The sequence below is a fragment of the Vibrio sp. RC586 genome, assembly GCF_000176715.1.
Taxonomy (GTDB): Bacteria; Pseudomonadota; Gammaproteobacteria; order Enterobacterales; family Vibrionaceae; genus Vibrio.
In genome coordinates this window covers 38,921-54,938 of the sequence record NZ_ADBD01000004.1, presented here as the reverse complement: position 1 = coordinate 54,938, position 16,018 = coordinate 38,921, and the positions used below count along the sequence as shown (strand labels likewise).

Genomic DNA, 16,018 nt, shown 5'->3' with positions numbered 1-16,018 from the left:
GGTGAAAAAACGTACTGATTATGCAGTCTGTAATTCTGGTTTTTTACATTCATCTAGCATATGACACTGCATTGTTGTTGTGAATATAAATTATTGTGGCGTTTTTTGCTTTGCGGTTGCGAAATACAGGCACATTCGTCATTATTCGGCCATAAGCTGCTTGAACTTACATTTTTATAAGCAGTGATATGCATACACAACATTCATTACATTTATAAATAAGGGTTATCTGTGAAGCAGACGTTAAAACTAGCAGATATTTTAGCTTTGGGCTTTATGCTGTTCGCGTTCTTTTTAGGCGCAGGCAATATCATTTTTCCACCTCTCGCAGGCCAGTTGGCAGGTGAGAATATTACCCCAGCCATGTTCGGCTTTTTGCTGACTGCAGTAGGTCTACCTCTTATTACGATCATCGCGGTTGCGGTCGCTGGCGGGAGTTGGGAGCATCTTACGAAAGATCTTCCGGTCAAAGCATCCGTCTTGATGGCGGCACTGATCCTGATCGTGATTGGCCCTGCGTTTGCTGCACCACGTACTGGTCTTGTTGCGTTTGAAATGGCAGTGAAACCCTTTTTCGTTGAGAGCACTCAATTTGACTTAGCCATTTTCTCTGTGCTGTTTTTTACTGTTGCGATGTTTTTCTCATGGTCGCAAGGCAAGTTAGTTGATTTGATCGGTAAATTACTGACTCCTGCTCTTTTTATTGGCCTGATCATCCTAGCACTTGGCGTATTTATGAATCCTCAAGGTGAGATGATTGCCGCGCAAGGTGAATACCTAAGCCAACCGCTGACCAAAGGTTTCTTAGAAGGCTACAACACCATGGATACGTTTGCATCGCTGATGTTTGGTATCTTGATTGTGGACGCACTGCGTAGCAAAGGGATTACCGATCGTGCGGCAACTACGCGTTACTTGATTTCTTCTGCTGTGATTGCGGCCGTGGGTCTAGCTCTGGTTTACGGTTCACTGTTCTACCTTGGTGCAACCAGCTCAAGCGTGGCGGCCGGTGCCAATAATGGTGGTGCGATTCTAAGCCAATACGTGAAAGCCTTGTTTGGTCACAACGGTCAATTTGTCTTGTCTGTGATCGTTATGCTGGCCTGTTTGACCACGGCAGTAGGTTTGATTTCAGCCTGTTCAGATTTCTTCAGTAAGCATACTCCCCTGTCATACAAAAAATGGGTTGTCATTAATGGTGTCGCTTGTGGCGTAGTCGCTAATGTTGGCTTAGCACAGCTGATCACCTTGTCTATCCCTGTATTGTTTGCATTGTACCCAGTGGCGATTGCGCTGGTGGCTTTGACTTTTGTGCGTCACAAACTACCTAATCCTCGTGTTGCTTACCGTGTGGTATTGTCGGTATCTCTGCTGGTTGCTTTGCTCGATGCTGCGAAGGTAGCAGGTTTTGATGTTTCTGCTTTTGATTTCCTGCCATTCTTTGAATATGGAATGGGCTGGTTGCTACCAACTTGTGCTGCTCTAATCTGCATGTTCTTCATCTCTGGTGCATCATCACAAGTTCTAGAAGAAGAGTTGGTTTAACCCTCCTCAATACCGAAAAAGCGGAAGCCGAGGCTTCCGCTTTTTTATACTTATTTTTTGGTGGTTATTCTGATTTCCTCTCTAGGAAAGAATATTTTTCCTGTATCTTCATCACATTTTTCAGTAGAATTCCGCGGTTAATTTCTATTCATAACCCGTAAGCCAACATGTTTGAAATCAATCCTATTAAAAATCGCCTGCAGGATGTGTCTGAACGCACAAATATCCTGAGGGGGTATCTTTGACTACGATGCTAAAAAAGAGCGTCTTGAAGAAGTCAATGCTGAACTAGAACAACCTGATGTCTGGACTCAACCTGAGCGTGCGCAAGCCTTAGGTAAAGAGCGTTCAGCGTTAGAAGCGGTAGTCGATACCATAGATCAATTGGATCGTGGTGTGGAAGATGTCGATGGTCTACTAGAACTCGCCATCGAAGCAGAAGATCAAGAAACGTTTGATGAAATTGGTCCGGAATTGGAAGAGCTAGAAGCTAAACTCGAACAGCTCGAATTCCGCCGTATGTTCTCTGGTGATCACGATGCTTCAGATTGCTACCTTGACCTACAAGCTGGCTCTGGCGGTACTGAAGCACAAGACTGGACTTCTATGCTGCTACGCATGTACTTGCGTTGGGCTGATGCTAAAGGCTTTAAAACCGAAGTCATTGAAGTTTCAGAAGGTGATGTAGCAGGATTGAAATCGGCCACTGTGCGTATCATTGGTGATTACGCTTATGGTTGGTTGCGGACAGAAACGGGCGTGCACCGTTTAGTGCGTAAATCCCCATTTGATTCGGGCGGTCGTCGTCATACATCGTTTGCCTCGGCTTTCATCTATCCTGAAGTGGATGAAAACATAGATATCGAAATTAACCCTGCCGATCTGCGTATAGACGTGTATCGTGCTTCTGGTGCCGGTGGTCAGCACGTTAACACCACTGAATCGGCAGTGCGTATTACTCACGTACCGACCAATACAGTTGTACAGTGCCAAAACGACCGCTCACAGCACAAAAACAAAGACCAAGCGATGAAGCAACTTCGCGCCAAATTGTTTGAATTGGAACTGCAAAAGCAGAATGCCGAGAAACAGGCTAACGAAGATTCTAAATCTGATATCGGTTGGGGTAGCCAAATCCGTTCTTACGTGTTGGATGACTCACGAATCAAGGATTTACGTACAGGTATTGAAAACCGCAACACGCAAGCGGTACTCGATGGTGACTTAGACAAATTTATTGAAGCTAGCCTGAAATCAGGCCTGTAAGCTTTTTACCGACTACACAAGGTACATGCAAATGACTGATGCTGTTCAAAACGAGATTAATCAAGAGCAAATCGCGCAAGAAGAAAACAAACTGATTGCAGAGCGTCGCAGCAAGTTGGATCACATCCGTAAGGACTGTAAGGCGAATGGGCACCCAAATTCGTTCCGTCGCGACAGCCTAGCAGGTGATCTGCAGAAGGAGTTCGGTGAAAAGAGTAAGGAAGAGCTGGAAGCATTGAATCATGTTGTGTCTATCGCAGGTCGCGTGATGGCAAAGCGTGGTCCATTTTTGGTGATTCAAGAGACTTCTGGCCGTATTCAGGCTTACGCATCGAAAGAAGTTCAACAAGAACTGAAAGAGAAATACCAAGGTCTGGATATCGGTGACATCATCGGTGTACAAGGTGCACTGCACAAATCCGGTAAAGGCGATTTGTACGTCAACATGGAACAATTCCAACTGCTGACTAAAGCACTGCGCCCACTGCCAGAGAAATTCCATGGTCTGACTGACCAAGAAATGCGTTACCGTCAGCGTTACGTTGACCTGATCGTCAATGAAAACTCGCGCAACGCTTTCGTTGTACGTTCTAAAGTGATGTCAGCAATTCGTAATTTCATGATCTCAAAACAGTTCATGGAAGTGGAAACGCCAATGATGCACGTAATCCCTGGCGGTGCGAGTGCGCGTCCATTCATCACGCACCACAACGCGCTCGACATGCCGATGTACCTGCGTATCGCGCCTGAACTGTACCTGAAACGTCTGGTTGTGGGTGGTTTTGATCGTGTATTCGAAATCAACCGTAACTTCCGTAACGAAGGTCTTTCTCCTCGTCACAACCCAGAATTCACCATGATGGAATTCTATATGGCGTACGCAGACTACAAAGATCTGATGGACTTGACGGAAGAACTGCTCAGCTCAGTGGCGTTAGAAGTGCTTGGTTCAACCTCAATGCCTTACGGTGAGCATACCGTTGAGTTTGGTGGTAAATACGCGCGCATGAGCATGTTCGATGCGATCAAGCACTACAACCCAAATCACGCACAGATCCAAGCTCTCACCGAAGATGACATCCAAAACCGTGATCTCATGGTTTCTATCGCGAAATCAGTTCACGTTGATGTTGAACCTTTCTGGACATGTGGCCAGCTTCTTGAAGAGATCTTTGGTGAAACGGCCGAGCCTAAACTGATGCAACCAACCTTCATCACAGGTTACCCAGCGGATATCTCTCCACTGGCGCGTCGTAGTGATGATAACCCGTTCTTCACTGATCGCTTTGAGTTCTTCATCGGTGGTCGTGAAGTGGCAAACGGCTTCTCAGAACTTAACGATGCTGAAGACCAAGACGCGCGCTTCAAAGCTCAAGTGGAAGCGAAAGAGTCTGGTGATGATGAAGCGATGTTCTACGATGCCGACTACATTACCGCTTTAGAACACGGCCTACCGCCAACCGCAGGCCAAGGTATTGGTATTGATCGTCTGGTTATGCTACTGACCAATACACACACCATCCGTGATGTGATCTTGTTCCCAGCGATGCGCCCTCAGCAATAATCACTAACGTTGTTCTAAAAAGCCGCCAAATGAGCGGCTTTTTTTATTTCTCCAAGAAAAAAATCATATCAATTCTCTGAAAAGTAAGATCTTCTTACATCTGAACTATGATGTTCTCCCATAAGTTGGTTAGAAAGTTTAGAAAATGTCGTCTAGTCTTATCTGTGAGACAGATTCTGGTGCAAAGTCTCGTTAATGTAACGTTCGTGACAAGTAGTTGGTGCGAATAGAATAATCCGCATCGTAACAATAAAAATAAGGAATATAGCTTCATGAGCACTCAATTCCGTATGGATTCCGTACCTGGCTCGCTTGTGGTAGTGGGTGGTACTTATGAGCCTTGGCTTGCTGTTTTAGAGAAAGTGGGTTGGCGCTGTACACAAGTCGCTGATTTGCGTAAAGCGGATACACTGTTTGTTGAAACCGGTCCCTGTATCGGTATCGTAGATTTAAGTCATGATGAGTTTAGCCTGAATGGTATAGCGAATCTGGTGAGTAGCCATAAGCAGGTGCGTTGGTTAGCTTTCATCCGTGAAGCGCAGTTAAGTTCAGATACCATTTGCCAGTTTATCGTTAACTTTTGTATTGATTTCTTTACCGCGCCCATCCCTGATGCCCAACTTTTGAGCACCATTGGCCATCAGCTAGGCATGTTGAAACTGGAAAAGAAAGTTTGGCCACATTTTGGTTCTGCTGGAAATATGGGGTTGATTGGTGAATCGATGCCGATGAAACGGCTGCGGGATCAAATCAAACGCATTGGCCCTACCGATGTTAGTATTCTTATCTATGGCGAAAGTGGAACGGGTAAAGAAACGGTAGCCAGAGCCATCCACAAGACCTCATCACGCGGGCAAAAACCGTTCATCTCTATCAATTGTCGAGCCATGTCAGAAAAGCGGCTAGAGACTGAATTATTTGGTCTTGGAGAAAAGACGGATGAGCTCCAGCTACCTCTATTAATGCAGGCAGATGGGGGGACGCTGCTTCTCAATGATATTTTGACATTACCCAAAAGTCAGCAACTCAACCTGCTGCGCTTTTTACAAGAAGGCACCGTTGAAACAGGGCATGGGGTTCGTGCGGTGGATGTGCGAATTTTAGCCGCCAACTCATCAGATATTGAAAAAGCTCTGATTGATGGTGATTTCAATGAGGAGTTATATCACTACATTAATGTGTTGCGGATTAATGTTCCTAGTTTGAAAGAACGGGCGTCTGACATAGTGCTACTGGCGAAGCATTTCTTGCAGGAGTATTCGAAAGAGTACAACGCGCAAGCGCGTAGTTTTTCTGAAGATGCTGTACGTGGTTTAACCCGCTACCACTGGCCGGGCAATGTACGTGAACTGATGAACCAAATTAAACGTGTGGTGTTGATGTCAGACTCAGTCGTGTTAGATGAGTCACAACTTGATTTGCCAAAGCGCAGCGATGGCCGCCGTAGTTTGAAGAGTATTCGTGAGCGTTCAGAGCGCGATGCATTGCTGCTGGTTTTAGAATCGCATTCAGGACAAGTATCCACCGCCGCAAAAGAGCTTGGTGTTTCTCGTGCCACCATGTATCGATTGTTGAATAAGCACAATCTGATCACTGATGAAACGTTTTAAATTAAAACTCTCTGAGAGCCAATAATATTCAGCCACTTAATTAGTGGCTGATTTTTTCATTGGAGATTCGGCCATTGCTTTGATCCATTTAAGGTTGGTAACACACGAATGGAATGTTTAGAACTGGATGCATATTCCATATTGAAATTATTACCTAGGTGAATATGTTATTCTTAAACACGATAAAGGCATTGCTTAGCAATAAACGCTGTATTTTCGAACGCATGTAATAAAATGTTGAACTTTGTAACCTGTGTTGTTTAGAATTTAACCGTAAGTTTCACTTACACCACATACTTCTTTTGGATTAATTGACTTTGCTTGGAGGCGCATCATGGCACATTTCGTATTTGCAACATTGCTTTGCGCTTCTGATCTTGATTCAACCCAAACCGCACTCCGAGATTTTCCCGTGTGCGCAATGGGCAATGATTTGAGCAAAGATCACTGAATTAATCCGTAACCTCTTATTAGGCTGCGGAAAATGGCAGCTGAGTAAGAGTGTCTTCAGACTTTCCTACCGTCATTTTCCCCAGCAAACAAACTGGAGAAAATCATCATGCGTCAATCTATTTACTTACAACTAGCTGTATTACTGGTTCGTGCTGATCTACGTCGTGAGGAGCGAGAATGGAAGCGTAAAGTGCGCAGAAGTAGTCATCATGTACCTTGGAATAATCCACATCTGCTACGTGATATTGGCTTGGAAACGGATGGTCGTCCAATCGGCTTGAGTTTGCCTGATGCTGTTGTCGCAGAACGCCGTGTGAGACATATTCGCCGAGTGTTAGCTGCGCGAATACCGACGTAATGGTAAGGGGCTAGTGAGTCCGCCAGCCCCATATCACTAAGGACATGGATTGGAATAAGTGGTTCCAATCTCCTGAATTTTTTGCAGAAGTTCTGCATTTAATGAAATATCCAAACTATCCAAATTCGATTTTAACTGCTCCATAGTTGTGGCTCCGATAATATTCGAGGCCACAAATGGGCGCTGATTAACAAACGCCAGTGCCATTTGTGCTGGATCGAGTCCAAACTGTTGGGCGAGTTCGACATACGCTTGGGTGGCAAGCTGCCCTTGAGGTGTGAAGTAGCGAGAGAAGCGCTGATGCAATGTACAGCGTGCCTCAGCAGGACGAGCGCCATTGAGGTATTTTCCGCTTAAAGCACCAAAAGCAAGAGGGGAGTAAGCGAGAAGTTTCACTCCTTCGTGATGGCTAATTTCAGCGAGCCCCACTTCAAAACTGCGGTTGAGCAGATTGTAAGGGTTTTGGATGGAGACAATTCTCGGTAGCTCGTGTTTTTCGGCTAAGCGTAGATAGCTCATCACTCCCCAAGGTGTTTCATTTGAGACGCCAATGTAACGGACTTTACCCATGCGCACCAGAACACTCAGCGCTTCGAGTGTTTCAATTAGTGTGACTTCTTCCTGTGTATCAGGGTAAGGATAATTGAGCTGACCAAAAGTGTTGGTTTGACGCTGTGGCCAGTGGATTTGGTAGAGGTCAATATAATCGGTTTGCAGGCGGCGTAAACTATCATCAACGGCTTGGTGAATATTGCGATGATCTAACGCCATTTTGTCGCGAATGTAAGGAACGTTGCGAGGCCCTGCTACCTTGGTCGCTAGCACAATTTTTTCACGTTTGCCTGATTTAGCCAGCCAGTTGCCAATAAATTCTTCGGTTTTACCTTGAGTTTCGGCTGTTGGAGGAACCGGATACATCTCCGCAGTATCGATAAAGTTAACACCACGTTCTAATGCGTAATCGAGCTGTTGAAAGGCATCAGCTTGTGAGTTCTGTTCACCAAAAGTCATGGTGCCTAAACAGATCTTGCTGATTTCGAGGCTGGAGTGAGGCAGCTTGGTATATTGCATAGTACTTCCTTGTCTGAGAGCCAAAGAGCGAATACAAGTCCCTTTCGGTTGACGTCTTGGCACAGTGCCGAGCACTCTACGTCATAGGGATGAGAAAACACAATGTGCGATTGAGTCCTGAATCCATGCCATTATGAAATTACAAAAGGGAGACAGGATTTTCACTATAAGCGACTCGTGGCGACACGAAAACAAAAATGTCGCAGATGCGATGATTAGGCGTAATGGCGTTGCAGAATTTGAGCTGTAAATTGAGTGCGTAAGTAAAAACCACGCGGTAAGGTTTTGATTGGACGGCCATTTGCACCGTAGGCTTCCGTCTGTGCACGACCATTGGCCGCTTTAGGTCGTAGTTGTAGTACCTCTCCATGTTTGGCGGTGATTTGTGCTACTTTGCCAAGAACGATCAACTCCATCAACTCTTCCCAATCAGCTTTGAGTTGGGCTTCTTCTTCAGGTGAAGGACTCCAAAGTAATGGCGAACCAACACGGCGATCTGCCAGCGGAATTTCGCGTTCACCTTGCACGGGTATCCACAGGATTTTGGAGAGCTTGTTGCGCACATGGCTTTGCTCCCACGTTAAACCATGCACCCCCGTGAGAGGTGCCACGCAGACGAAGGTGGTTTCTAGAGGTTTTCCCGTGTAGCTAACCGGAATGCTTTTTAGCTCAATACCAAGATGTTCGAAGTCCTGCTGTGGACGGCTGCCTGCAGTTGCTCCTAGATGCCATTCCAAAAGTTGTCCTACCCAGCCTTTATCTTTACGCAAATCAGGGGGGACACACATTCCTGCTTCATCGGCGAGCTCTGCGAAACTTAGGCCCGCAATTTCTTGAGCGCGAGTTAATAATTCTTGTTGGGAAGTTGGTGCGGGTTTCATGTCGTTTTTCGGCTTTACACATCACTGGCGTGATTGTACCGATTTTGTTTGCGCTTGCCATTTTTGAGCTGGATATTTTGTTGTGGAAAGTGTTGCCAAGGAGTCGGAGAAAGGTGACTTGAAAGCGAAGATTTTTCTCGCATTGAGCTTCCATCGTCAGGTTATCCACAGTTTTATTTTTAGTTGAAACAAGAGGGCTTAACTCATGGATCAATACACAGTGTTTGATAGGAAGGAGTCGAGCGTCACAGTTTTCTCCCTTGGCCATCAGTGCTGAGTCGGGCACTGACACTCGAAAACTGATGGATCTTTAACCTCTTGCTGAGGATTTTTGGGCTGCTGAACTTTGAGTGTTTGGTTAAGTGTTCAATTTTAATATAACTAATTGTTTTTATAGAGTTAATGTTTGTTTTTTTTGATTTTTGACTGAGTTGTGTTTGTTGATAAATGGATTTTTTTGCACAATGCCAAGGTTTCTTCACACGGTTATTCACAGAAAACGTGAATAAATGCGCGGTATGTCTCATAAAATTGTTGATAACTTAGATTTGATACTGAACTTATCCTTTTTTATCCAATTTACTAATAAATATCGGGCTAATCACAATAGTAAGTTTGCTCCGCTTGGGGATATGTGGAAAAATCAACGCAATTAAAGAATTTACTAGAGGTTTGCCAGTGATCGATGGCGATGGTTACCGGCTGAATGTCGGGATTGTGATTTGTAACAACCATGGTCAGGTTTTCTGGGCGAAACGATACGGGCAACACTCATGGCAATTTCCTCAAGGGGGAATTGATGATGGAGAGTCTCCAGAACAAGCCATGTACCGTGAATTGTATGAAGAGGTTGGGCTAACCAAGAAAGACGTTAAAGTGATTGCAACCAGTCGTCATTGGCTGCGTTATAAATTGCCAAAGCGTTTGGTGCGTTGGGATTCTCAACCCGTCTGTATCGGACAAAAACAGAAATGGTTCTTGCTGCGTTTAGAGTGTGATGAATCTAAAATCAACATGCAACGTGGTAGTTCCCCTGAGTTTGATGGTTGGCGCTGGGTCACTTACTGGTATCCAGTACGGCAAGTGGTGTCGTTTAAGCGTGATGTTTATCGTCGTGCGATGAAAGAGTTCGCATCATTAGCGATGCCATTTAAAGAACGGAAAGTGAAGGGCAAACGCAATACTCATAGAGGTTAGGCATGCTTTCTCAGCTAAGGGATATAGTCGAACAGGTTTCAAAGGTAGAAGACGTCTATCAGGCGTTGGATATTTTTGTAAAACAGACCTGTGAAGCGATGAGCACAGAGTGTTGTACTGTTTACTTAGCTAATGAGGAGATGCACCGATTAGAGTTAATGGCGACTCAAGGACTCAAATTCAAAGGCGATAAAATCCTCATTGATTTTGATGAAGGTTTGGTGGGGCTCGTCAAGCGTTCTGCCGAGCCGATTAACCTAGCCGAAGCATCGAAACATCCTAGCTTTAAATATTTTAAACAGCTTGGGGAAGAGGTTTACCACTCTTTCCTTGGCACACCCATCATCCACCGTAAGCAAGTGCTGGGTGTGTTGGTGGTGCAGCAAAAATCCCCTCGCTTATTCAGTGAAATGGAAGTCTCCTTTTTGGTGACGCTCGCTGCGCAGCTCGCTGTGCTAGTCGCGCATGCCCAAACCCAAGGGCATTGGCGTTTATCTAAAAAACAGCAGGCGATCACTGGGGTTGCCGCCTCTTCAGGTGTGGCGATCGGTGAATTCTGGTGGGATGACACGCAACCAGATCTCTCTGAAGTCCTGCCAGCCTCAACGCTGGATATCGATCTAGAGCAAGAGCGCATCGCTTTAGCGGTAGAGAGTGCTTTGGCTGATTTTCGCCGGATGCGCAAAAAGCTGGATGGCGATATCAACAAAGAAGCGCTCGCTATTTTTGACCTGTTTACCCACCTTCTGAACGACCCTATGCTGCGCAATGATCTCAAAGCGCAGATCCAAAAAGGGGATCGGGCTGATTGGGCGCTCAGACAAGTGGTGGAAAGTTATTCAAACCGTTTTGCGCGAATGTCGGATGTTTATCTACGTGAACGTGCACAAGATGTGCGTGAGTTAGGCCAACGTTTACTGTTTTTCTTGCTCAATACCGAATCGGCGCAACCGAAAATTGATAAGCCGGTAATCTTAGTGGTGAGAGAACTCACGGCCAGTATTCTAGCTGCCCTGCCGAAAGATAAGCTGTTGGCTGTGGTTTCCCTTGAGGGGGCGGCAAACTCGCATGCGGCGATTTTGTCTCGTGCGTTAGGGATCCCTGCTGTGATGGGGGTCTCGATCAATTTGCGCGATCTTAATGGTAAAAAGGGCATAGTGGATGGTTATAGCGGCAAGCTTTTTATCTCGCCTTCGAAAACCATTCTTAATGAATATCGAGCTTTAGCCAATGAAGAGCGTGAGTTATCACGTATGGTTAATGATGCGATTCGTGAACCCGCTTTTACTCTTGATGGTGCCCGAGTCGAGTTGCTGCTGAATGCGGGCTTGAGTGCTGATACTAGCATTGCCGTCAATCAAGGGGTGGATGGGGTTGGTCTGTATCGCACGGAAATTTCTTTTCTACTGCAACACCGTTTTCCTTCTGAAGAAGAGCAGACTCAACAATATCGCCATGTGCTTAATACCTACCCTCATCAACGTGTAGTGATGCGCACGTTGGATATTGGTGGTGACAAGCCTTTGCCTTATTTACCGATTGAGGAAGATAACCCGTTTCTCGGTTGGCGTGGTATTCGTTTTACCTTAGATCACCCTGATATTTTTATTATCCAGCTACGAGCCATGCTCAAAGCCAGTGCGGAATCAGGTAATTTATCCATTCTCTTGCCGATGATCTCTGGTGCGAAGGAGTTGGATGATGCTTTGAAGTTTATCTATCAAGCCTATCAAGAGGTTTCCTTGATTGATCCGCGAATCGTCATGCCGCAAATAGGCATCATGATTGAAGTACCTTCCATGCTCTATCTGCTGCCGTTAATTGCTGACAAAATTGATTTTGTCTCCGTGGGTACCAACGATTTAACGCAGTACCTATTAGCCGTGGATCGTAACAATGCCCGTGTCGCGGACGTGTATGAATCTATGCACCCAGCGGTTGTTATGGCGCTCAAGCAGATCCAAGTGACTTGTGAAACCCATCAGATCCCAGTCTGTGTCTGTGGGGAATTAGCCGGTGATCCTATCGGAGCCTTACTGCTGATTGGCCTCGGATATACCACTTTGAGTATGAATACCTCCAACGTCGCCAAAGTAAAATATTTGGTGCGTCACTCTGAACTGGCGGAATTGAAACAGCTGGCTGACCGTACGTTAACTCAGCCTTATGGACGAGATATTTACGATATGATGCTCGCTTATATTGAAAAACACGGTTTTGCTGGTTTTGTTCGCGCAGGCAAAAAATAGGAACCAAATGTGAATATTGAACTCTTAGCTTTGCTGCTGCTGTTAGGTGCAGTAGTGGGTGTGCTTGCTGGTTTGTTGGGTATCGGCGGTGGTTTATTGGTTGTGCCTGCACTGCTCTTTCTATTGCCCTATGCTGGAGTCTCAGCCGAGATCACGATGCAACTTGCGTTAGCGACTTCACTGGCAACCATTATTCTTACTTCAGGGTCTTCGGCGTTAAACCACTTAAAACTGGGGAATGTCGATTTGTTTGTTGTCAAATGGTTGATGCCCGGTGTGGTGGTGGGCGGATTTTTTGGTTCTGCAGTTGCTGAGTGGATCCCTAGCCAATACCTGCCCAAAGTGTTTGGTGTGATCGTGTTGTGCCTGAGTGTGCAGATGTTCCGCTCTATTCGTATGCAGCAACATCATCCTATGCCGAATGCCTTGATCACTACGTTATGTGGTACAGGAATCGGAGTGGTATCAAGCCTAGCGGGAATTGGTGGTGGTTCATTGTCCGTGCCTTTTTTGAACCGGCATGGCATTGAGATGAAAAAAGCGGTAGGTTCTTCGTCAGTGTGCGGTTTTGCGATTGCAATATCGGGCATGATTGGCTTTATTTTGCACGGTTATCAGGTCGAGAATTTACCGCAATACAGTATTGGCTACGTTTATGTGCCTGCTTTGTTAGCGATAGCAACGACATCAATGCTCACAACAAGGATTGGTGCTAAGCTTGCCACGCAAATGCCAACGGCAAGACTGAAGAAGTTCTTTGCCATCTTTTTGATGTGTGTTGCTGCCACTATGTTATTTCAGTAACACCACTAATTTTTAGAGAAGGTTTGTTATGCCTCAGGGTTATCTGCAGTTTCCCAATATTGACCCCGTATTGTTTTCTATCGGACCCCTAGCAGTACGTTGGTATGGTTTGATGTATCTGGTGGGTTTTCTTTTTGCGATGTGGTTGGCTAATCGACGTGCCGATCGTGCAGGAAGTGGTTGGACGCGTGAACAAGTTTCAGATCTGCTATTTGCGGGCTTTCTAGGTGTGGTGATTGGTGGACGAGTCGGCTACGTCATTTTCTACAACTTCGATCTATTCCTTGCAGATCCTCTTTACCTCTTTAAAGTGTGGACCGGCGGTATGTCTTTCCATGGTGGTTTATTGGGTGTGATTACGGCCATGTTCTGGTATGCCCGAAAAAATCAACGTACCTTCTTTGGTGTCGCCGATTTTGTGGCTCCTCTTGTGCCATTTGGTTTGGGGATGGGGCGTCTTGGCAACTTTATGAACAGTGAACTGTGGGGGCGTGTTACTGATGTGCCTTGGGCATTTGTTTTCCCGAATGGTGGCCCCCTACCTCGTCATCCATCACAGCTTTATGAGTTTGCACTAGAAGGCGTGGTACTGTTCTTCATCCTCAATTGGTTTATCCGTAAACCTCGACCACTAGGCAGCGTGTCTGGATTGTTCTTGGCGGGTTACGGTACATTCCGTTTCCTCGTGGAATACGTCCGTGAGCCAGATGCTCAATTGGGCTTGTTTGGTGGCTTCATTTCAATGGGGCAGATTCTTTCTTTACCGATGGTGATCATTGGTATTTTGATGATGGTTTGGTCTTATAAACGTGGTTTGTATCAAGACCGTGTGGCAGCAAAATAGGGTAGTTAGGTGCAACAGTATTTAGAACTTTGTCAGCGCATCGTCGATCAAGGTGTCTGGGTTGAAAATGAACGCACGGCAAAACGTTGTTTGACCGTGATTAACGCCGATTTGACTTACGATGTTGGCAATAATCAGTTTCCTCTGGTAACTACACGTAAGAGTTTTTGGAAAGCGGCCGTTGCTGAGTTACTCGGCTATATTCGCGGTTACGATAATGCGGCGGATTTCCGTCAGTTAGGCACGAAAACATGGGATGCCAATGCCAACTTGAATCAGGCATGGCTGAATAATCCTTATCGTAAAGGTGAGGATGACATGGGGCGTGTTTATGGAGTTCAAGGTCGGGCTTGGGCAAAGCCGGACGGTGGGCATATCGATCAGTTGAAAAAAATTGTCGATGATCTGACCCGTGGGGTGGATGACCGAGGTGAAATTCTGAACTTCTACAACCCGGGTGAATTCCATATGGGCTGTCTGCGCCCTTGTATGTACAGCCATCACTTTTCGTTACTGGGTGATACCTTGTATCTCAACAGCACGCAGCGTTCGTGTGATGTGCCGTTGGGTTTGAATTTCAATATGGTTCAGGTCTATGTGTTCCTTGCGTTGATGGCGCAGATCACAGGTAAAAAACCAGGCATGGCGTATCACAAAATCGTTAACGCACACATCTATGAAGATCAGTTGGATTTGATGCGTGATGTGCAGCTAAAACGTGAGCCGTTCCCTGCTCCTCAGTTCCATATCAATCCGGAGATTAAAACGCTGCATGATTTGGAAACTTGGGTAACTCTAGATGATTTTGAAGTGACCGGATACCAGTTCCACGATGCGATTCAGTATCCTTTCTCTGTGTAAATCTAGGTTTCAACTGTGATTTAAATGAGCTATTAGTATGAATAAAAAAAGCTCCCGAAGTTCGGGAGCTTTTTTTATCCGTTGCGCTTGCTATGAAACTTAAGCGGTTAGAGCAAGGATGCTGCCGGGTATCACGATAAACACACCTAGAAGATAAGCCGCTACGATCATTTTGCTCTTGCAGGCTAATGCTGAAATCAACTCTGCACCTTTAATTGGCAGTTCACGTAGGAAAGGAACACCGTAAATTAACACGGTTGCCATCAAGTTAAAGGTTAAGTGCACCAAGGCAATTTGCAGGGCAAATACAGCAAATTCACCTGACACCGCCGTTGCTGCCAGCAAGGCTGTAATACAAGTACCGATGTTAGCACCTAGCGTAAATGGGTAGATTTCACGTACTTTCAGAACACCTGAACCGACCAGAGGTACCATAAGGCTGGTGGTGGTAGAAGATGATTGCACAAGAACGGTGACGATTGTGCCCGATGCGATGCCGTGCATTGGCCCGCGACCGATAGCATTTTGTAGGATTTCACGAGCACGACCTACCATAAGGCTTTTCATCAGTTTGCCCATCACAGTGATAGCAACGAAAATCGTCGCAATACCCAGTACGATCAGTGCTACACCACCGAAAGTATTACCAAATACAGAGAGTTGATTTTCAAGAGTAGTGATGACGGGTTTGGTAATCGGCTTGATAAAGTCAAAGCCCTTCATGCTCATATCCCCCGTTGCAAGCAGCGGGGAAACTAACCAGTGTGACACTTTCTCTAAAATGCCAAACATCATTTCTAAAGGTAGGAAGATCAGTACCGCAAGCAGATTGAAAAAGTCGTGGATAGTGGCACTGGCGAAAGCGCGGCGAAACTCTTCTTTGCAACGCATATGGCCAAGGCTTACTAAAGTGTTGGTGACTGTAGTACCGATATTCGCGCCCATTACCATTGGGATTGCTGTCTCAACGGGCAAACCACCCGCGACTAAGCCCACAATAATGGATGTAACTGTGCTTGAAGATTGGATCAGGGCGGTTGCTACTAAACCGATCATTAATCCTGCAATAGGATGTGAAGCAAATTCAAACAGGACTTTAGCTTGATCGCCGGTTGCCCATTTAAAACCGCTGCCGACCATAGCGACAGCAAGAAGTAGTAGATACAGCATGAAAGCCAAGTTTGCCCAACGTAGGCCTTTCGTGGTCAGCGAAATCGGCGCTGTTGGGGATGTTGCTTGGTTTATCATCATTTTCTCCGTGGACCGTTTTTTAAAGGTTCGGTCGGTTGTTGAATTCGAGGCAATCCTAGAATGG

Annotated in this window: 13 protein-coding genes; 10 read left to right on the top strand and 3 right to left on the bottom strand. The window is 45.8% G+C overall.

Annotated elements, in window-relative coordinates; all coding sequences use genetic code 11:
- The first annotated feature begins 231 nt into the window (after positions 1-231).
- The 5 genes from brnQ to VOA_RS16330 all read left to right on the top strand — a co-directional run bounded on the left by brnQ (position 232) and on the right by VOA_RS16330 (position 6,796).
- Positions 232-1,545, top strand: a complete 1,314-nt coding sequence (brnQ, locus tag VOA_RS16305; protein ID WP_000815030.1) for a branched-chain amino acid transport system II carrier protein — start codon at positions 232-234, stop codon at positions 1,543-1,545.
- 167 nt (positions 1,546-1,712) lie between these two features.
- A protein-coding gene (prfB, locus tag VOA_RS16310) for a peptide chain release factor 2 (RefSeq protein ID WP_156794447.1) occupies positions 1,713-2,811 on the top strand; the annotation gives its coding sequence in 2 pieces (ribosomal slippage) (positions 1,713-1,787 and positions 1,789-2,811; 1,098 coding nt in all).
- A 31-nt stretch (positions 2,812-2,842) separates the two neighbouring features.
- Positions 2,843-4,375: a lysine--tRNA ligase gene (gene lysS / locus VOA_RS16315; RefSeq protein ID WP_000128758.1), complete on the top strand. Its 1,533-nt coding sequence runs from the start codon at positions 2,843-2,845 to the stop codon at positions 4,373-4,375.
- 272 nt (positions 4,376-4,647) lie between these two features.
- The gene (gene vpsR / locus VOA_RS16320; protein ID WP_000107106.1) at positions 4,648-5,985 is read left to right on the top strand and encodes a cyclic-di-GMP-binding transcriptional regulator VpsR; all 1,338 of its coding nucleotides are present in this window, start codon (positions 4,648-4,650) and stop codon (positions 5,983-5,985) included.
- A 559-nt stretch (positions 5,986-6,544) separates the two neighbouring features.
- Entirely contained in the window at positions 6,545-6,796 is a 252-nt protein-coding gene (locus VOA_RS16330; protein ID WP_001249916.1) for a hypothetical protein, read from the top strand.
- 36 nt (positions 6,797-6,832) lie between these two features.
- Here the strand turns inward: VOA_RS16330 and VOA_RS16335 are convergent, their stop codons facing one another.
- Both VOA_RS16335 and mutH read right to left on the bottom strand, forming a co-directional pair.
- On the bottom strand, positions 6,833-7,867 hold the full coding sequence (locus tag VOA_RS16335; RefSeq protein WP_001200437.1) for an NADP(H)-dependent aldo-keto reductase: 1,035 nt from the start codon (positions 7,865-7,867) through the stop codon (positions 6,833-6,835).
- 215 nt (positions 7,868-8,082) lie between these two features.
- Positions 8,083-8,748, bottom strand: coding sequence for a DNA mismatch repair endonuclease MutH (mutH, locus tag VOA_RS16340; RefSeq protein WP_000801215.1), 666 nt, complete (start codon positions 8,746-8,748; stop codon positions 8,083-8,085).
- Between the two features lie 678 nt (positions 8,749-9,426).
- Between mutH and rppH the strand changes: the two genes are divergently transcribed.
- Genes rppH through VOA_RS16365 form a run of 5 tightly spaced genes read left to right on the top strand, consistent with a single transcriptional unit; the run spans position 9,427 to position 14,703 of the window.
- Positions 9,427-9,945 carry an RNA pyrophosphohydrolase gene (gene rppH, locus VOA_RS16345; RefSeq protein WP_009355717.1) on the top strand — a complete coding sequence of 173 codons (519 nt, stop codon included), beginning with the start codon at positions 9,427-9,429 and terminating at the stop codon, positions 9,943-9,945.
- Between the two features lie 2 nt (positions 9,946-9,947).
- Complete coding sequence (gene ptsP, locus VOA_RS16350) at positions 9,948-12,194, top strand: phosphoenolpyruvate--protein phosphotransferase (protein WP_009355716.1); 2,247 nt, start codon at positions 9,948-9,950, stop codon at positions 12,192-12,194.
- A 9-nt stretch (positions 12,195-12,203) separates the two neighbouring features.
- A complete protein-coding gene (locus tag VOA_RS16355; protein ID WP_001019428.1) occupies positions 12,204-12,998 on the top strand; it encodes a sulfite exporter TauE/SafE family protein in 795 nt (264 codons plus the stop codon).
- A 28-nt stretch (positions 12,999-13,026) separates the two neighbouring features.
- Positions 13,027-13,842, top strand: a complete 816-nt coding sequence (gene lgt / locus VOA_RS16360) for a prolipoprotein diacylglyceryl transferase (protein WP_001135562.1) — start codon at positions 13,027-13,029, stop codon at positions 13,840-13,842.
- 9 nt (positions 13,843-13,851) lie between these two features.
- Positions 13,852-14,703 carry a thymidylate synthase gene (locus tag VOA_RS16365; protein ID WP_001188287.1) on the top strand — a complete coding sequence of 284 codons (852 nt, stop codon included), beginning with the start codon at positions 13,852-13,854 and terminating at the stop codon, positions 14,701-14,703.
- Positions 14,704-14,802: 99 nt separating this feature from the next.
- On the opposite strand, the gene VOA_RS16370 is transcribed toward VOA_RS16365, so the two are convergent.
- Entirely contained in the window at positions 14,803-15,951 is a 1,149-nt protein-coding gene (locus tag VOA_RS16370) for a Na/Pi symporter (protein WP_000609764.1), read from the bottom strand.
- Between the last annotated feature and the right edge of the window lie 67 nt (positions 15,952-16,018).